The organism is Cryobacterium sp. 10I1, from assembly GCF_035019805.1.
In the GTDB taxonomy this organism is placed as follows: domain Bacteria; phylum Actinomycetota; class Actinomycetes; order Actinomycetales; family Microbacteriaceae; genus Cryobacterium; species Cryobacterium glucosi.
In genome coordinates this window covers 1-17,802 of sequence record NZ_JASJVF010000048.1, presented here as the reverse complement: position 1 = coordinate 17,802, position 17,802 = coordinate 1, and the positions used below count along the sequence as shown (strand labels likewise).

17 protein-coding genes and 1 tRNA gene are annotated in these 17,802 nt (G+C 68.5%); 12 read left to right on the top strand and 6 right to left on the bottom strand.

Translation table 11 applies throughout. The annotated features are described in order from the left end of the window. From QN345_RS06830 to QN345_RS06805, 5 genes are all read left to right on the top strand, one after another. A partial coding sequence (locus QN345_RS06830; protein WP_323508524.1) for a D-arabinono-1,4-lactone oxidase occupies positions 1 to 1,010 on the top strand: 1,010 nt, incomplete at its 5' end. A gap of 153 nt (positions 1,011 to 1,163) precedes the next feature. Further along, complete coding sequence (locus QN345_RS20560) at positions 1,164 to 2,789, top strand: family 1 glycosylhydrolase (protein WP_416347651.1); 1,626 nt, start codon at positions 1,164 to 1,166, stop codon at positions 2,787 to 2,789. Beyond that, a complete protein-coding gene (locus QN345_RS06815) occupies positions 2,765 to 4,342 on the top strand; it encodes a hypothetical protein (protein ID WP_134561743.1) in 1,578 nt (525 codons plus the stop codon). The genes QN345_RS20560 and QN345_RS06815 overlap by 25 nt, the downstream gene beginning before the upstream one ends. Positions 4,343 to 4,349: 7 nt before the next feature. Continuing rightward, positions 4,350 to 4,832: a DNA alkylation repair protein gene (locus QN345_RS06810; protein ID WP_134445819.1), complete on the top strand. Its 483-nt coding sequence runs from the start codon at positions 4,350 to 4,352 to the stop codon at positions 4,830 to 4,832. A gap of 20 nt (positions 4,833 to 4,852) precedes the next feature. Then, entirely contained in the window at positions 4,853 to 5,146 is a 294-nt protein-coding gene (locus tag QN345_RS06805; RefSeq protein ID WP_322135441.1) for a DUF3039 domain-containing protein, read from the top strand. Positions 5,147 to 5,183: 37 nt separating this feature from the next. On the opposite strand, the gene QN345_RS06800 is transcribed toward QN345_RS06805, so the two are convergent. After that, complete coding sequence (locus QN345_RS06800; RefSeq protein WP_323508523.1) at positions 5,184 to 6,512, bottom strand: nicotinate phosphoribosyltransferase; 1,329 nt, start codon at positions 6,510 to 6,512, stop codon at positions 5,184 to 5,186. 93 nt (positions 6,513 to 6,605) lie between these two features. Continuing rightward, positions 6,606 to 7,838 (bottom strand): beta-ketoacyl-[acyl-carrier-protein] synthase family protein, encoded by a 1,233-nt coding sequence (locus QN345_RS06795; RefSeq protein WP_134445816.1) that lies wholly within the window; start codon positions 7,836 to 7,838, stop codon positions 6,606 to 6,608. Between the two features lie 167 nt (positions 7,839 to 8,005). Here QN345_RS06795 and murI point away from each other — a divergent pair, with 167 nt between their 5' ends. The 4 genes from murI (at position 8,006) to QN345_RS06775 (ending at position 11,300) form a co-directional block, all read left to right on the top strand. Further along, positions 8,006 to 8,920 (top strand): glutamate racemase, encoded by a 915-nt coding sequence (murI, locus tag QN345_RS06790; protein ID WP_322140904.1) that lies wholly within the window; start codon positions 8,006 to 8,008, stop codon positions 8,918 to 8,920. Then, positions 8,917 to 9,651, top strand: a complete 735-nt coding sequence (gene rph / locus QN345_RS06785; RefSeq protein WP_134445814.1) for a ribonuclease PH — start codon at positions 8,917 to 8,919, stop codon at positions 9,649 to 9,651. Before murI ends, rph begins: the two co-directional genes overlap by 4 nt. 3 nt (positions 9,652 to 9,654) lie before the next feature. Continuing rightward, positions 9,655 to 10,257 carry an RdgB/HAM1 family non-canonical purine NTP pyrophosphatase gene (rdgB, locus tag QN345_RS06780; RefSeq protein ID WP_323508522.1) on the top strand — a complete coding sequence of 201 codons (603 nt, stop codon included), beginning with the start codon at positions 9,655 to 9,657 and terminating at the stop codon, positions 10,255 to 10,257. Between the two features lie 119 nt (positions 10,258 to 10,376). Beyond that, positions 10,377 to 11,300 carry a cation diffusion facilitator family transporter gene (locus tag QN345_RS06775; RefSeq protein WP_134445812.1) on the top strand — a complete coding sequence of 308 codons (924 nt, stop codon included), beginning with the start codon at positions 10,377 to 10,379 and terminating at the stop codon, positions 11,298 to 11,300. 170 nt (positions 11,301 to 11,470) lie between these two features. On the opposite strand, the gene QN345_RS06770 is transcribed toward QN345_RS06775, so the two are convergent. The 4 genes from QN345_RS06770 to QN345_RS06755 form a co-directional block, all read right to left on the bottom strand. Next, on the bottom strand, positions 11,471 to 12,226 hold the full coding sequence (locus QN345_RS06770) for a DedA family protein (protein ID WP_166790663.1): 756 nt from the start codon (positions 12,224 to 12,226) through the stop codon (positions 11,471 to 11,473). 99 nt (positions 12,227 to 12,325) lie between these two features. Beyond that, on the bottom strand, positions 12,326 to 13,027 hold the full coding sequence (locus QN345_RS06765; RefSeq protein ID WP_134445811.1) for a DedA family protein: 702 nt from the start codon (positions 13,025 to 13,027) through the stop codon (positions 12,326 to 12,328). A 1-nt stretch (position 13,028) separates the two neighbouring features. Further along, positions 13,029 to 13,110: transfer RNA gene (locus QN345_RS06760), tRNA-Leu, on the bottom strand. A gap of 32 nt (positions 13,111 to 13,142) precedes the next feature. Further along, the gene (locus QN345_RS06755; RefSeq protein WP_134445810.1) at positions 13,143 to 14,108 is read right to left on the bottom strand and encodes a LysR family transcriptional regulator; all 966 of its coding nucleotides are present in this window, start codon (positions 14,106 to 14,108) and stop codon (positions 13,143 to 13,145) included. Between the two features lie 101 nt (positions 14,109 to 14,209). Here QN345_RS06755 and QN345_RS06750 point away from each other — a divergent pair, with 101 nt between their 5' ends. The 3 genes from QN345_RS06750 (at position 14,210) to QN345_RS06740 (ending at position 17,700) form a co-directional block, all read left to right on the top strand. Beyond that, positions 14,210 to 15,613 carry an MFS transporter gene (locus QN345_RS06750; RefSeq protein ID WP_134445809.1) on the top strand — a complete coding sequence of 468 codons (1,404 nt, stop codon included), beginning with the start codon at positions 14,210 to 14,212 and terminating at the stop codon, positions 15,611 to 15,613. A 2-nt stretch (positions 15,614 to 15,615) separates the two neighbouring features. After that, entirely contained in the window at positions 15,616 to 16,380 is a 765-nt protein-coding gene (locus tag QN345_RS06745; RefSeq protein WP_134445808.1) for a 3-hydroxybutyrate dehydrogenase, read from the top strand. Between the two features lie 90 nt (positions 16,381 to 16,470). Then, positions 16,471 to 17,700, top strand: coding sequence for a CpaF family protein (locus tag QN345_RS06740; protein WP_134559451.1), 1,230 nt, complete (start codon positions 16,471 to 16,473; stop codon positions 17,698 to 17,700). The last annotated feature ends 102 nt before the right edge of the window (positions 17,701 to 17,802 follow it).

The window sequence follows — 17,802 nt, the reverse complement described above, 5'->3', positions numbered from 1 at the left end:
GGCTGGCGCTCGCCAACATGGGGGACGTCGACCGGCAGACGATTTCCGGTGCGACCTCGACGGGAACCCACGGAACCGGGTCGGCCTTCGGCGGACTCGTCACCCAGATCGTCGGCCTCACCCTCGTCACCGGCGACGGCGAACTCCTGCACGTGAGCGAGACCGAGAACGCGGAGATCTTCCCCGCCGCCCGCCTCGGTCTCGGCGCGCTCGGGATCCTCGTCGACGTGACGATCCAGTGCGTCCCGGACTTCCTCCTGCACGCCGTCGAACAGGCCGAGCCGCTCGGCGAGGTGCTCGACACCTTCGACGAGCGCAGCCGCGCCGCCGACCACTTCGAGTTCTACTGGTTCCCGCACACCGAGAAGGCCCTCACCAAGACGAACACCCGGCTAAACCCGGCCGCCGGGCGCGCGCCGCTCGCGCCGGTCTCCCGCTGGATCGACGACGAACTGCTCGCCAACGGCGTCTTCGGGGCACTCTGCACGATCGGAGCCGTGCTCCCGCAGTCCGTGCCGACGATCAACCGGGTGGCCGAGCGTTTCATGGCCCGGCGGGATTACACGGATGCCTCGACGCGCATTTTCGTGAGCCGGCGCGCCGTGCGTTTTCACGAGATGGAATACGCGCTCCCGATCGCCGCGATTCCGGCTGCCGTGCGCGAGGTCCGCGAACTCATCCAGCGCTCCGGCTGGCGGATCTCGTTCCCGATCGAGGTGCGGTCCGCAGCCGCGGATGACGTGTGGCTGTCCACGGCCCACGGCCGTGAGACCGGGTACATCGCCGTGCATCGTTTCTACCGGGAGAAACCGGCCGAGTACTTCACCGCCGTCGAGGCCATCATGCGCTCCCATGACGGGCGCCCGCACTGGGGGAAGATGCACACGAGGGACGCCGAATCCCTTCGCGAGACCTATCCGCACTTCGACGATTTCGTCGCCGTACGCGACAGGCTCGACCCCGAGCGCCGTTTCACGAACCGGTACCTCGAACGGGTCCTCGGGCGGTAACCGGCCGGCCGGGCGACCTCGGGGTGCGAATTCTCGCGCCGCGCGTGACAGGCTGGTGACCGCGGCCCACGGCCGCTCCACGAACCGGTCGACCGCCCAGCACCCGACGGACCGCACAGCACCCGACCGACACAGTACAGAGAGTCCTCCGAGATGAGCAGCAAGCCGATCAACACCAACACGGTCGCCGGCCGGGCCTGGCCGCACCGCGCCAGCGAACTCGGCGACCGGCTCCCCGACGGCTTCACGATCGGGGTCGCGAGTTCGGCGTTCCAGATCGAGGGCGCCGCCCGCGACGGCGGGCGCGCCGAGTCGGCCTGGGACCCGTTCACGGCGACCGCCGGCCGCATCGTGGACGGGTCGAACGCATCCGTTTCTGCGGACCACTACAACAAGCTGCCCGGGGACCTCACCCTCCTGGGCGAGCTCGGCGTCGACGCCTACCGGTTCTCGTTCGCGTGGTCCCGGGTGCAGCCGGACGGACGCGGGGCGCTCGCGCGCACCGGACTCGCGTTCTACGACCGGCTCGTCGACGGGCTGCTCGCGGCCGGCATCCGCCCGATGGCGACGCTGCACCAGCGCGACCTGCCGCTTGCCCTGCGCGGCGGCTGGCTGAACCGCGACACCGCCTCGCGCTTCGCCGACTACGCCTACGAGCTCGGGGCCGTGTTCGGCGACCGGGTCGATGCCTGGGTCACTCTCGACGAGCCGGCGACCGTCACCGAGCCCGCAACCGAGCCTGACGCGGAGCCCGTCACCGATCTCCCCAGTGAGCCCGAAACTGAGCCCGTCACCGAGTCGGAAACCGAACTCGTGCCCGAGACAGAAACCGAGCCCGAAACCGTGCACTCGGTGGAGCCGCAGGCCCCGCCCGTGCCGGAGCTCGTGTCCGAACCGGAACCGGAACCAGAACCCGAGCCGGAACCCGAACCGGAACCGGAGCCAGAGCCAGAGGTCGAGCCTGCCGAGCCGGCTGCCGCGAACCTCGCCATCGCTCCCGGTGCCCGTACCGCACCCGCCCCTGTCGTCCTCTCTGTCACGGCCCTGCGTAAGTCTTTCGGAAGCACGCTCGCCGTCTCCGGAATCAACCTCGAGGTCCGCACCGGCTCCTTCTACGGCATCGTCGGCCCGAACGGTGCGGGCAAGACCACGACCCTCTCCATGGTCACCGGCCTCCTCCGTCCGGACGACGGTTCGATCGAGGTCCACGGCATCGACGTCTGGAGCGACCCGGTCGCCGCGAAGCGCGTCATCGGGGTGCTGCCGGACCGACTGCGTCTCTTCGACCGCCTGACCGGCGCCCAGCTGCTCTACTACGCCGGCGTGCTCCGCGGGCTCGACGGGGCGACCGTCCGGAAACGATCCGCCGACCTCGCCGTTGCGTTCGGACTCGAGGACGCACTCAACCGACTGGTCGCCGATTACTCGGCGGGCATGACCAAGAAGATCGCCCTGGCCTGCGCGATGATCCACTCGCCGCGCCTGCTCGTTCTCGACGAACCGTTCGAATCCGTCGACCCGGTCTCGGCAGTCAACGTGACCGAGATCCTGCAGAAGTACGTTGCAAGTGGCGGCACCGTCGTCCTCTCGAGCCACAGCATGGACCTGATCCAGCGGGTCTGCGATCACGTCGCGATCATCGTCAACGGCAAGGTCCTCGCGGCCGGCACTGTCGACGAGGTGCGTGGCGGGCAGACCCTCGAAGAACGATTCATCGAACTCGCCGGAGGGCGAAAAGTGGCGGAGGGGATGGAATGGTTGCACAGTTTCTCGGACTGAAGCTCCGGCTCTTCGGCAATCTCTTCCGGCGGAGCCCCTGGCAGGTCGTCGGCATCGTGATCGGACTGCTCTATGGGCTCGCGGTCGCGGCCGGGATCTTCGCCCTGCTTGTCGGCCTGCGCTTCGTCGACGACGGCGTCGGTTCGATCCGTGACGGCATCGTGGTCGCCGGCTCGCTCGTCGTGCTCGGCTTCCTGCTGATTCCGCTCATGACGGGCATCGACGACAGCATGGACCCCCGCAAGTTCGCGGTCATGGGCATCCCCAACCGGCAACTGTCGCTGGGGCTTGCCGTGTCCGCACTGATCGGCGTCCCCGCAATCGTGCTCACGATCGTGCTGCTCGGCACCATCGTGACCTGGTCGCGCGGACCCGGTGAGACCGTGTTCGCCGTCCTGTCCGCGGCGCTCCTCCTTGCCACCTGCATGCTCGGCTCCCGGGTCAGTACGTCCATTGCTTCGTTCCTGCTGGCCACTCGCCGCGCGCGGGAGATCGCCGGAATCGTCGGCGTTCTCCTGCTCGTCATGTTCGCTCCCGTCACCGTGCTCGTGGTCAACCTCGACTGGAGTCTCTACGGCACGGGCTTCATCGGCGGCCTCAGCAGTATCCTCGGCTGGACTCCGCTCGGGGCGGCCTGGTCGGCGCCCGGCGATGCGGCAGGTGGGGACTGGGGTGCTGCACTCCTCAAGCTGCTCGAGGCCGCGGCATTCCTGCTCGTCCTCTGGGTCGCCTGGCAAGCGCTCGTGAGCCGGATGCTCGTCTCACCCGGCAGGGAAGCCGTCGCCAAGGAGTACGGCGGCCTCGGCTGGTTCGACCGCCTGCCGAACAATGCCGCGGGCGCCATTGCCGCACGAAGCCTGACCTACTGGCGCAGGGACCCCCGCTACGGCATGTCCCTCGTGATGATCCCGGTGATCCCGGTGCTCGTCGTTCTCCCGCTCGCGTTCGCCGGGGTTCCGGTCCAGGCCCTCGCGCTCCTGCCGGTGCCGCTGATGTGCATCTTCCTCGGCTGGGCGCTTCACAACGACGTCGCGTTCGACCACACCGCGATCTGGCTGCACGTCGTCTCCGGCACCCGGGGCATGGCCGACCGGATGGGCCGGCTCGTTCCCGCGTTCCTGGTCGGAATCCCACTGATCGGCATCGGCTCGTGCATCAGCGTCGCCGTGTACGGCGACTGGGGCGCGTTCCCCGCCGTGCTCGGCGTGAGCACCTGCATCCTGCTGACCGGACTCGGTTTCTCGAGCTACAGCTCGGCGCGCTTCCCCTACCCGGCATCCAAGCCAGGCGACAGTCCGTTCACGCAGCCGCAAGCCTCCGACACCGCGGCAGCGCTGATCCAGTCCGTGACCCTCGTCGGATCGGTCATCCTCTCGCTCCCGGCGATCGGGTTCGCGGTCCTCGGCCTCTTTGTCGATCCGGTCTGGCTGCTGCCGTCCCTCGCGAGCGGTGTCGTCGTCGGCCTGCTCACCCTTTGGGGCGGCATCTGGCTCGGGGGCCGAACGTTCGACGCCCGCGGACCCGAGATGCTCGCCTCGGCGCTGCGCGCCTGACCCGTCGGTGAGCGCCGCCTGCGAGTTCGTCGATACCACCCTGCGCAACGAGGGGGACGAATACCGGGCCCAGGCGGAGAAGACCAGACTCGGAAGCGACCTGGACTTCTACGGGGCGACGATCGGGGCGATCCGGGGCACGATCCGGGACGCTGCCCGGCGGTACCCGGGGCTGACGCATGACGAGGTCACGGCGCTCAGCACAGAGCTGTGGGACGTTCCCGTCTTCGAGCGCCGGTTCGCCGCCGTCGTCCTGCTGCAGTCGAACGTCGCACTGCTGACCAACACCGATCTCACCCGGATCGAAGGCTTCCTCCGCGACGCCCGGCTGGCCGCGCTCGCGGATCCGCTCGCCCGCGATGTCACCCGCCCCCTCGTCGGACGGCTCTCCGGACTCCCTCGCACCAGGGCGGATGCCGCCATCGAGCGCTGGGCGCGCGACCAGGACCCGTGGCTCCGCCGCACCGCCGCCCTCGTGAGGGAAGCCTGACGCTGCCTAGACTAGGACCCATGATCAGAATCATTCGCGCCAGTATCGCCGAACCGGGCAACCCCGGCCAGCCGGGCGGCGGTACGTCCACGCTCGACCGCGAGCTCGAGGAACTGCTCAACACCGAGCAGATGGAACCGGGCGACCACGAGCGGTTCTCCCACTACGTACCCAAAGACAAGATCCTCGAGAGCGCCATCTCCGGCAAGCCGGTCAAGGCACTGTGCGGGAAGATGTGGATTCCCGGTCGCGACCCGGAGAAGTTCCCGATCTGCCCGACCTGTAAAGAGATCTACGACACGATGAAGAAGTAGCGGTTCCGCAGACCCCTTCCGGTCTACCCGTACCTGTCTAACCCTGCTCGTAGATCGTCGGGATGACGGGCTCCCCGCGGCCGAGGCGGAAAGCCTCGATCGGCAGCTCACGCATCACAGAGGCATGGTGCAGTCTCGCGCGTTCCGTGCCGGCCGCCCCGAGGTGGCTTTCGTCGATCACGCCGTCTGTGACGAGCGGGACGAGCAGTACCCGGTCCCGCCCGGATTCCTCCGCGGGCTCCGTCGTGTCTGCGGGGTCGCCGCCGAGCAGGACGACCTCGGCGCGGGCCGTTCCGCTCGCGTCGAGACGTCGAACGGCCCGCTTGAGGCCCCCGACCGAGACCTTGGCCGCGGATGTCTTCGCGACAGACACCCACTCGCCGGCGTCGTTCCGGTGCGCGACGAGCTTGTAGACCATCCCGGCGGCGGGGGCACCAGAACCCGTGACGAGGGAGGTGCCGACGCCGAACGCGTCGACGGGAGACGCCGACAGTGCGGCGATCGAATACTCGTCGAGGTCGCTTGTCACCGTGATGTGGGTGTTGACCGCGCCGAGCGAGTCGAGCTGGGCGCGCGCGCCGGCGACGACGGTCGGGAGGTCCCCTGAGTCGATCCGGATCGAACCGAGCCCTGTCCCGGCGACCGCGACGGCCCTGTCGATTCCGGCCTGGATGTTGTAGGTGTCGACGAGCAGGGTCGTCGAGGAGCCGAACGCCGCCACCTGGGCTTCGAAGGCATCCGCTTCGCTGTCGTGCAGGAGCGTGAAGGAATGGGCCGCCGTACCCATCGTGGGGATGCCCCAGCTGCGCCCGGCCTCGAGATTGCTCGTGGACGCGAACCCGGCGATGTACGCCGCGCGGGCGGCGGCGACGGCGGCGTACTCGCTCGTGCGGCGCGAGCCCATCTCGGCGATCGGCCGGCCGAGGCTCACCGAGACCATGCGCGCGGCCGCGCTAGCGACGGCGCTGTCGTAGTTGAGCACGCTCAACACCAGGGTTTCGAGCACGACGGCGTCGGCGAAGTTGCCCTCGACGGAGAACAGGGGAGAGCCGGGGAAGTACGCCTCGCCCTCCTGGTAGCCCCAGATATTGCCGCGGAAGGCGTAGTCGGCGAGCCAGTCGAGGGTGGGCGTGCGCACGACGTGGTTGTCGCGCAGCCAGGTGAGCTCGGCATCCGTGAATCGGAAGTCCCGGATGAGCTCGAGCAGGCGCCCCGTGCCCGCGACGATGCCGTAGCGGCGCCCATCCGGCAGCCGCCGGGCGAACGCCTCGAAGAGGCACTCCCGGTCTGCGGTGCCGCTCTGGATGGCGGCGTCCACCATGGTGAGCTCGTATCGGTCGGTGCGGAACGCGGAGGATTCAGTCACGCGGCCAGCCTATTCCTCCGGCGGGGTTGCCCCAGCGGACGGGCCGCGGCCGGCGTTCCCAGCCTGCCCCGGCCGCGCCGGGTCATACTCTCCCTACAGCGCGCCGAACGCGACGATGCAGTTCTGGCCGCCGAAGCCAAAGGCGTTCGCGAGGGCGTAGCGCACGGGCCGCTCACGGGCCACGAGCGGCACGTAGTCGAGCGTGCAGTCGGGGTCCGGCGTCGTGTAGTTGATCGTCGGGGGGATGATGCCCGTCTTGATGCTCAGCGCACAGAGCAGTCCGGACAGCGCCCCGGCCGCACCGATCATGTGGCCGGTCATCGACTTGGGCGCCGTGACGGCGATGCGGTCGGCGGCGTGCCCGAGCGCCCGCCGGATCGCGGAGGTCTCGGCGCGGTCGTTGGCCTGCGTCGAGGTGCCGTGCGCGCAGATCACGTCGATGTCGCTCGGGTTGAGCTTCGCCTTCGTGAGCGCCTTCGTCATCGCGGCGCTCGCGTACTGTCCGGTGGGGTCAGGGGCGACGATGCTGAAGCCGTCGCTCGTGAGCGCCCCGCCGAGCACCTCGGCGTAGACCTTCGCTCCGCGTGCCCTGGCGTGGGAGAGGAGTTCCATCACGAAGATGACGGCGCCCTCGCCGAAGACGAGTCCGCTCCGGTCGGCGTCGAAGGGGCGGCTTGCCTCGGCGGGCGAGTCGTTGTGGGTGGATGCCGCGTGCATCGCATTGAGGCCGGCGAACATCACCGGGGTGATCGCCGCTTCGACGCCACCGGCGATGACGACGTCCGCGTCACCCATCATTAGCATCGTGCGTGCCTCGAGGAGGGCGTATGCGCCGCTCGCACAGGCGAGCGCGCTCGCGTTGACCGGGCCGTGCACGCCGAGGTCGATCGCGACCTCGCATGCGGCCATGTTGAGCAGGGAGGAGGGTACGAAGCGCGGCGGGATCCGGCGTGAGCCGCCCGAGTTGACGAGTTCCGTCGCCTCCTGGATCTCTGCATATCCCGAGACGGCGCTGTTGACGACGACGGCGGTGTCGATGCCTTCCATGGATTCGCCGAACCCGGCGTCCTGGACGGCTTCGCGTGCCGCGGCGATGGCGAGTTGTGATGCGCGTGTGGCGCGCTTGGCCTGCTTGAACGGCATCCGCTCTGAGGCGATGAAGTTCTTGACCTCGCCCGCGATGCGGGTGGGCAATCCGGAGGGGTCGAACTGGGTGATGCGTGCGACGCCGCTGCGACCGTTCGTGAGGCCGGACCAGGTCTCCCGCCAGGTGTTGCCCAGGGGCGTGAGAGCGCCCAACCCGGTGATTACGACTCGGTCAATCATGACGATCATCTCCTCGACGGCGAATCTGACGCCGTCCTGCGCGGCGACCGTCGGTTGGCGGGAACCCTCTTTCGAGTGTAGTTACGGCCATATTCCCGGCGTGGTACACGCGGGCGCCCGCACGGCCTCGGAGCCTCGGTCAGCCGGGCCGACTAAGCTCGATTGTCGTGACGGATGCACCCATAGGAATTTTCGATTCTGGCGTCGGCGGTTTGACCGTCGCTCGGGCGATCAAGGACCAGCTGCCCAACGAGTCGATTCTGTACATCGGAGACACGGCCAATTCGCCGTACGGGCCGAAGAAGATCGCCGACGTCCGCGGCTTCGCACTCAAGGTTCTCGACGACCTCGTGGCCCAGGACGTGAAGATGCTGGTAATTGCCTGCAACACCGCGTCGGCCGCTGTGCTCCGAGATGCGCGGGAGCGTTACAGCGTCCCGGTGGTCGAGGTCATCCAGCCCGCCGTGCGACGCGCGGTCGGCACGACCCGCAACAACAGGGTCGGTGTGATCGGCACGATCGGCACCGTGAATTCACGGGCATACGAGGACGCCTTCGCGGCAGCGACGAACATCAGGCTTTTCACCAGGGCCTGCCCCCGATTCGTCGAATTCGTCGAAGCCGGGGTCACGACCGGCGACGAGGTGCTCGCCGTCGCCGAGGAATACCTCGCCCCCCTGCGCGCTGCGGACATCGACACCCTCGTGCTGGGCTGTACGCACTACCCGTTCCTGCGCGGCGCGATCTCGTACGTGATGGGCGACGCCGTGTCAATCGTCTCGAGCGACACCGAAACCGCCAACGACGTCTACCGGATCCTCGTCGGGCAGGGCCTCGCCCGCACCGAGAAGGCACCTCCGAGTTACCGCTACGAGGCGACGGGCAACAGCGCCGATGACTTCCTCGACCTCGCCCATCGCCTGGCCGGCCCGGAGGTCTCGAACGTCGACCTGGTCGAGACCGGTGTCTTCAGTCTCAGCGAGCTCGTCGAGTTCGCAGCAACCCACCCTAATTCCGAGCACAACCACGCAGCGTCCCTCCTCCACCCGAGGGATGCCCGGCACACCAAGGAGACCTCATGACCGACATCGTGCGCGCAGACGGACGGGCCATCGACGAACTAAGGCCGGTCACGATCGAACGCGGCTGGAGCGACCAGGCCGAAGGGTCCGCGCTCATCTCCTGCGGACGCACGAAGGTGCTCTGCACCGCGTCGTTCACCAACGGTGTCCCGCGCTGGATGAGCGGCAAGGGCAAGGGCTGGGTCACCGCGGAATACGCGATGCTCCCGCGTTCCACGAACGAGCGGATGGCCCGCGAGGCGGTCAAGGGCAAGATCGGCGGCCGAACGCACGAGATCAGCCGTCTTGTCGGCCGCAGCCTCCGAGCGGTCGTCGATATGAAGGCGCTCGGCGAGAACACCATCGTGATCGACTGCGATGTGCTCCAGGCCGACGGCGGCACCCGTACCGCCGCGATCACCGGAGCCTACGTCGCACTCTTCGACGCGCTCGAGTGGGGTCGGCAGCAGAAGTTCATCGGCCAGAAGGCGCAGCCCCTCACCGACAGCGTCGCCGCGATTTCCGTCGGCATCATCAAAGGCGTTCCCATGCTCGACCTCGCATATACCGAGGACTCGAGTGCCGAGACAGACATGAACGTCGTCGTCACCGGCCGGGGCTCCTTCGTCGAGGTGCAGGGCACGGCGGAGGGCGCCCCCTTCGATCGTGCGGAGCTGAACTCACTGCTCGACCTCGCCCTCGCAGGGACCGTCACCCTGACCGAACTGCAGAACGCCGCCCTCGGGCGCTGACGGATGGGCGCTGACACCATGCGGCTCGTACTGGCCACCCACAACGCGCACAAGGTCGACGAGTTGCGCCGCATTCTCGCGCCGCAGCTCCCGGGGGTCGACGTGCTCGCGTACGACGGCCCTGAACCCGTCGAAGACGGAACGACCTTCGCCGAGAACGCCCTCATCAAGGCTCGTGCAGCCGCGGCACACACCGGCCTGCCCGCCATCGCGGACGACTCGGGTATCTGCGTCGACATCCTCGGCGGCGCGCCGGGCATCTTCTCCGCACGCTGGTCGGGCCCGGCCAGGGATTCCGGCGAGAACCTGCGCCTGCTGCTCTGGCAGCTCGGGGACGTGCCGGAGGAACACCGCACCGCGCATTTCACCTGCGTCGCCGCCCTGGCGCTGCCGGACGGCACCGAACGGGTCGTGACGGGGGAGTGGCCCGGCCGGATCCTGACCGAGGCCGCGGGGGCCGGCGGCTTCGGGTACGACCCGATCTTTCTCCCGGACGGTTATGCGATCTCGGCGGCGGAGCTGACGGCATCCGTCAAGAATCGCGACAGCCACCGGGCGCGCGCCTTCGACGGGCTCGTCCCCATACTGCGGGAGCTGCTCGGCTGATCCGGCACCGGCACCGGTCTCGATACCGGCGGAGGCGCCGCTCAAGCCCTGATAACGGCTCTCATTCCCAACTGGGCGCTGAACTGGCGACGCGCCCCGGCACCGCCTAGCGTGGAGGCATGGGCCACGATCACGCGCACGGGCACGGGCAGGCATCCGCCACCAATCGCACCCGGTTGTCCTTCGCGATCGGGATCGTCGCCCTCGTGCTCCTCGTCGAGGTCGCAGGGGCCTGGCTGACCGGGTCGCTTGCCCTGCTCGCTGATGCCGGGCACATGTTCTCGGACCTGGCCGGCCTGATCATCGCCCTCATCGCCACCGTCGTGGCCGCCCGGCCGGCCACGGACCGGCAGACGTTCGGCTACCAGCGCGCCGAAGTGTTCGGCGCGCTCATCAATGGGCTGATCCTGCTCGGCGTCGCCGTGTCCGTCGTGATCGGCGCGGTTTCCCGGCTGCTCGGGCCCGGCGAGGGCCACGTTCAGGCCGGACCGATGCTCTGGGTCGCCGTGATCGGCCTCGTCGCGAACATCGGCGCGCTGCTCCTGCTGCGCCCTGCTGCCGGCTCCTCGATCAACATGCGTGGCGCCTACCTCGAGGTACTCGGAGACACTCTCGGCTCCGTCGCGGTCATCGTCGCGGCCGGGGTCATCCTCACCACCGGTTTCGAGCAGGCGGACTCGATTGCGTCCCTGCTGATCGCGGCCATGATCGTGCCCCGCAGCTTCACCCTGCTCAGAGACGTCGTACGGGTGCTCAGCGAATCGGTGCCCGTCGACACCGACGTCGCAGAGATCCGCAGGCACCTCATCGAAACGCCGGGGGTCGCAGCGGTGCACGACGTGCACGTCTGGGCGATCACGTCCGGCGCGCACGTGTTCAGTGCGCACGTCGTCGTCGAACCCGCCGTGCTGCAGTCCGGCGGCTCAGGGGCGCTGCTCGACGCCCTCTCGGAGTGCCTCAGCACCCACTTCGATGTCGAGCACTCCACGTTCCAGCTCGAGCCGGCCGAGCATGCCGATCACGAGGACTTCCCGCACCGCTGACCCCGACCTCCCGCTTCCTCTCCCCGCGCGCGACTCAAAGACGTCCGTGCCTGTTCCGAATTCAGGAGTTGAGGCCCGGAACCGGGATCAACGCACTCCTGAAGCGGTTCAGCCGGGCTCAGCTCCTGAATTCGGAACGCAGCGCGCGCTGGAGTCCGCGATGGGGAGTGTTAGTCGTCGTGCTTGGGGTGGCCGGTGAAGACATCCGCGTCGAGGACGAGGCTGCCGGTGTCGGTCGTCGCCGGCGCGGCCGCGGCGAGCGCCTTGGCCTTCTTCGCCTTGCGCGAGGACTGCACGTAGTGGAACGCGGTGGGGATGAGCGTGCCGAGCACGGCCGCGATCAGGATCAGGTCGATGTAGTGCGTGACGAAGTCGGCGACCGGCGGGATGTACCCCAGGAAGTACCCCCCGAAGGTGAGGCCGGCGCCCCAGATCATGGCGCCGACGAGGTTGTACAGGGAATACTTGCGGTAATTCATGTGGCCGACGCCCGCGGCGACGGGTGCGAACGTGCGCACGATCGGCACGAAGCGTGCGATGATCACGGCGAAGCCGCCGAAGCGTTCGAAGAAACCGTTGGTGCGCTGCACGTTCTCGACGCTGAACAGTCCGGATTCCTTGCGTTCGAAGACGCGCGGGCCGAGCTTGTGACCGATCAGGTAGCCGACCTCGCCGCCGAGGAACGCCGCGAAGCCGATGGCGAGGGCGACCCACCAGATGTTGATGTGGATGACGCCCGCGAAGGTGAGGAGGCCGGTGATGACGAGGAGGGTGTCGCCGGGCAGCAGGAAGCCGACGAGAAGGCCGGTTTCGGCGAAGATGATCGCGCACACTCCGAGCAGGGCCCATGGACCGAACCCGTCGATGAGGTTTACCGGGTCAAGCCACGGGATGAGTCCGGCGTGGTTGAGAGCAGTGTTGAGCACGAAGATGACTCCAGTCGGTGGTGGCCATGGCGACCGCACGGTGATGAGCAGGGATGGTCTGTTACAGGCTAGCGCTAAAGGGAGGGTGGAACCCGTGAATTACCCGGCCGCGGGGTCGTCGGCCGGGGTATCGGCCGGGCCGTCTGGTCGGCCGCCGCCGGCCGCGTCCCGGCGGTTCTCGGCGCGGTCGGCGAGCCAGGTGCGGCCTCCGAAGAAGATGGATGCCGCGATGAAGACCCCGGCGATGACGTACGCGGCGCTCTTCACGCCGGGCAGGCTCGCCGCGAAGTATCCCGTCAGGGTGAGCCCGACGCCCCAGGCGAGTGCGCCGACGAGGTTACTGGAGAGGAACCGGTAGTAGTTCATCCGGCCGACCCCTGCGATGACGGGCACGAAGACGCGCGCCCAGGGCATGAACCGGGCGATCACGACCGACCACCAGCCGTACTTGCGGTAGAAGGCCTCGGTCTTCACGATGGCAGCGCGGGTGCGACGGCCACCGCGGCGATCGAGGTAGCCGCGGCCGAAATGCCTCCCGAGTAGGAATCCGACCTGGTCGCCGAGGAATGCGGCGATTCCGGTTCCGATCATCAGCACGACGATGTCCACGTTCGCCGCCGATGCCGCGACGAGCCCGGACCCGAACAGGAGCGAATCCCCGGTGATGAACGGGATGAAGACTCCGAGGAATACCGCGGTCCCGGCGAAGACGAGGGCCCAGACGAGCAGGTAGAACACGATGACGCCCGTGTTCGCGAGCACATCGGTCAGTTGGCCGTCGAGGGCCGATGTGCTCATCATGTGCGGGAGAGGGGACTTGAACCCCCACGCTCGAAAGCACAGGAACCTAAATCCTGCGTGTCTGCCAATTTCACCACTCCCGCTTGTGCCGTTCCAGTGTAGCCAGATCGTCTGGTCAGCCTGCCCCTCCGCGGCCCTGCAGGGCGTGGGTGAACGCCGCGGTTCGGGCACGGAGGGCGTCGACGACGGCGGCGACGGCGGGCTGGTGCAGGGACTCGGCGCGGAGCACCATCCAGTACGGCAGTTCCTCGTTGAACTTGTCCGGCAGGAGGCGCACGAGGTCCGGGTGCTGGTCGGCCATGAAACACGGCAGGAAACCGATCCCTGCTCCCGCCCTGGTCGCTTCGACGTGCACGAACACGTTGGTCGAACTCAGTGAGGGGCGCATCGACGGCACCTGCCGCCTGGGGGCATCGAGGTCGTCGACGAGCAGCATCGAATCGACGAAGTAGACGAGCGGATGCTCGGTGAGCTCTGCAACGCTCACGGGCGTGCCGTTCTCGGCCAGGTAGTCCCGCGACGCATACATGCCCAGGACATAGTGCCCGAGCAGGATCGCGTCGGCCCGGTGCACCTGAGGCTCTCCGACGACGACCTCGATATCGAGTCCCGACCGGTGCTGGAGCGCGCGCCGCGTCACCGTGACGATCTCGACCCGCAGGCCGGGATGCCGGCGCTGCAGCGCGGCGACCGCCGGCGTTGCGATGTACGCGCTGAAGCCATCCGTCGCCGAGAGCCGCACGACGCCGGAGAGCTGAGCGGCCTGCCCGGGAGGGCCGCCGAGCAGGGAGACGGCGGCCTCGACGTTTTCCGCGGCGTTGACCGCGCGGGAGCCGAGTTCCGTGAGCTCCCAGCCGCCGACCGTGCGGGACAGCACCCGGCCGTCGAGCGCCTTCTCGAGGGCTGCAATGCGGCGCGAGACCGTGGTGTGATTGAGGCCGAGGCTTTCCGCCGCGGTCACGAAACGGCCGCTGCGTGCGACCGCGAGCAGCACGAGAAGGTCGTCGGCGTTCGGCGGCAGGGTGGGGCGGGGTCCGGTCATATCTGCAATTATGCACACACGGAGTTCGGAAGTGGTCATGGCCGCAGAGCCGACGGGCGGCGATACTCGGTGGAGCCAGGGCGGCGACCCGCCCCCGGCATCCAGCGACAGTGTCAGCGAAGACACCGAAGGAGACAGACATGAGCGTCAACGAACGCATCACTGCCGACAGCCCCGGAGGCGCGGGATCCCGCGACAACCGGGAAGAAACCTCCGGCCTCAGGAAGATCGTGGCCGCCTCGATGGTCGGCACGGTCGTCGAATGGTACGAATTCTTCCTCTATGCGACCGCGGCGAGCCTCGTCTTCGGCAAGTTCTTCTTCCCGAACGCGGGCAGCGAACTCGACGGGATCATCGCCGCGTTCCTCACCTACGCGGTGGGCTTCATCGCCCGGCCGCTCGGAGGCATCGTCTTCGGCCAGATCGGCGATCGCCTGGGCCGCAAGCACACCCTGCAGGTCACGATCATCCTCGTCGGGGCCGCGACCTTCCTGATGGGCTGCCTGCCCGGCTACAACACGATCGGATACTGGGCGCCCGCGCTGCTCGTTGCACTCCGCTTCATCCAGGGCTTCGCCGTCGGCGGGGAATGGGGCGGCGCCGTGCTGCTCGTCGCGGAGCACAGCCCGGACAAGTCCCGCGGCTTCTGGGCGAGCTGGCCGCAGGCCGCCGTCCCGGTCGGCAACCTGCTCGCGACCCTCGTGCTGCTCACCATGTCGTGGATCCTGCCTGCGGAGCAATTCCTCGGCTGGGGCTGGCGGGTCGCCTTCTGGCTGTCCGCGATCATCGTGGTGATCGGCTACTACATCCGCACCCATGTCAGCGAAGCGCCGATCTTCCTCGAGGCCCGCGCCCAGGTCGAGGCCGAGAAGGCCATCAGCTACGGCGTGATGGAGGTCGTCCGCAAGTACCCGCGCGGCATCCTCGGTGCGATGGGGCTGCGGTTCGCCGAGAACATCCTCTACTACACGATCGTGAGCTTCTCGATCGTTTACCTCGTCACGGTGCACAAGTACAACACCAGCCAGTTGCTCCTGGCCCTGCTGATCGCCCACGTCGTGCACTTCCTCGTGATCCCGCAGGTCGGCAGGCTCTCCGACCGCTTCGGCCGCAAACCGATCTACCTCACCGGCGCGATTCTCGGGGCCAGCTGGGCGTTCTTCGCCTTCCCGATGTTCGACACCCTCAACCCGGTCGTCATCGTCGCCGCGATCACGATCGGGCTGTGCTTCCACGCCTTCATGTACGCCGGGCAGCCGGCGATCATGGCCGAGATGTTCCCGACCCGGATGCGGTACTCCGGCGTCTCCCTCGGCTACCAGGTCACGTCGATCCTCGCCGGCTCGCTCGCGCCCATCATCGCGACGGCGCTGCTCCAGCAGTACAAGTCCTGGCTGCCGGTCGCGTTCTACCTCGTGATCGCGTGTGCGATCACGGTCGTCGCCGTTGTGACGCTCAAGGAGACCAACGGCATCTCGCTCCGCGACGTCGACGCGGCGGATGCCGCCAGGCACGGCCTCGAACCGGCCCCGACGCTGCGTTGACCGTGGAACAGTCCCTCGCAGGGAGGCGCGCCCTCGTCACCGGGGGAGCGAGCGGCATCGGCGAGGCCGTCGTGCGCTCCCTCGCTGCCCGCGGAGCCCACGTCACGGTCGCCGACATCGACGCGGCGAGTGCTTCGGTGCTCGCCGCGGAGGTTCACGGTTCGACGTGGGTCGTCAACCTCGCCGACACTCCGGCCCTGACGGACGCCCGGCTCGCGGACGTGCTCGGCGACGTGGACATCCTCGTGAACAACGCGGGGATCCAGCGCATCAACCCGATCCCCGACTTCGACCCCGCCGACTTCCGGCTGATCCTCGCCCTCATGCTCGAGGCCCCGTTCCTGCTGATCCGGGCGGCGCTCCCTGGGATGTACAAACGCGGTTTCGGACGGGTGGTCAATGTCACCTCGGTGCACGGCATCCGTGCGTCGCCGTTCAAGGCCGCATACGTCTCGGCGAAGCACGGGCTCGAGGGGCTCTCGAAGGTGACCGCCCTCGAGGGCGGTGACCACGGTGTCACGAGCAACTGTGTGAGTCCCGGCTACGTGCGCACGCCGATGGTCGAGAAGCAGATCGCCGACCAGGCCGTCGTGCACGGCATCCCCGAGTCGGAGGTGCTCAGTCGGATCATGCTCACCGAGAGCGCGGTCAAGCGCCTCGTCGAACCGGCGGAGGTCGGCTCGCTCGTGGCGTGGCTCGCCTCGACGGACGCGGCGATGGTCACCGGCTCGAGCTACGGCATGGACGGCGGCTGGTCGGCCCGCTGATCCGACTGGCCCATTCCGGTGTGCGGCCCGGACGGCGGATGCCTGTGGATAACTTCAACGGGGATCCGGCCGTCCGGGCACACTGTGCGCATGAGCGAGGCCGTGCGCATCATCACCGAGCAGGTGCGCTCACGGGTGCGCCGTGACGGCGTCGACCTCGCCTCCGACGAGAACCTCGCCGAGCGATACGTGCGCGCCGAGCTCCAGCGCTACAGTGAGCGGGCGCTCGGCGGGGCGCATCCGCTCATCTCCGACGAGCATCAGGCGGCCAGGGAAGTCGTCGCTTCGCTGACCGGGTTCGGGGCGCTCCAGCCGCTCCTCGACGATCCGGAGATCGAGGAGATCTGGATCAATGGACCGTCCCTGGTGTTCGTCGCTCGGGACGGCGTACCCGAACTCACCGACATGGTCCTCACCGCACGGGAGGTGCGCGACCTCGTCGAACGGATGCTGCAGGCCTCCGGCCGTCGTGTCGACCTGAGTTCACCGTTCGTCGACGCCTCCCTGCCGGATGGTTCGCGGCTTCACGTCGTGATTCCCGACATCACGCGGGAGTGGTCGGTCAACATCCGGAAGTTCACCCGGCGCATCCGCGACCTGAACCAGCTCGTCGGCCTCGGCTCGCTCACCCAGCAGGCCTCGGAGTTCCTGCGGATGTGCGTGCTCGCCGGACAGAACATCCTCGTGTCGGGAGCCACCCAGACCGGGAAGACCACGATGCTGAACGCCCTGCTGTCGGCGACCCGGCGCAACGAACGGATCGTGACGGTCGAGGAGACCTTCGAACTCGACCTGTCCGCCCGCGACGTCGTGTCGATGCAGTGCCGACAGCCGAGCCTCGAGGGTCGTGGCGAGATCACCTTGCGGCGACTGATCAAGGAGTCATTGCGGATGCGCCCCGACCGCCTCGTCGTCGGCGAGGTTCGCGAGGCCGAGAGCCTCGACCTCCTGATCGCCCTCAACAGCGGCCTGCCGGGGATGTGCTCCATCCACGCGAACAGTGCGAGGGACGCCCTCGCCAAGCTCTGCACGCTGCCGTTGCTCGCGGGGCGCAACATCGATTCCGCGTTCGTGCTGCCGACCGTCGCCGGGTGCATCGACATCGTCGTGCACTGCGAGATCGACCGGCACGGGCGCCGGCGGGTGACGGAGATCCTCGCGGTCAGCGGACGGCTCGCCGGCACCGTGATCGAGGCGAGCCCGATCTTCCTCGCCGACCGGGGCGGGCTCACGCCGACGGGCGGCCACCCCGGCAAGCTGGCCAAGTTCCGGGCGGTGGGGCTCGACCCCGCGATCGTGTTGCGGGCGGACCGCGCATGAGGCTCGCGCGGGGCTGCCTCCTCGGCGCCGGCCTGCTGCTCATGGCCGCGCCCTTCCTCTGGCCGCGGCGCCGGGTGGCGGCGGGCGCACAGGATTCACCCC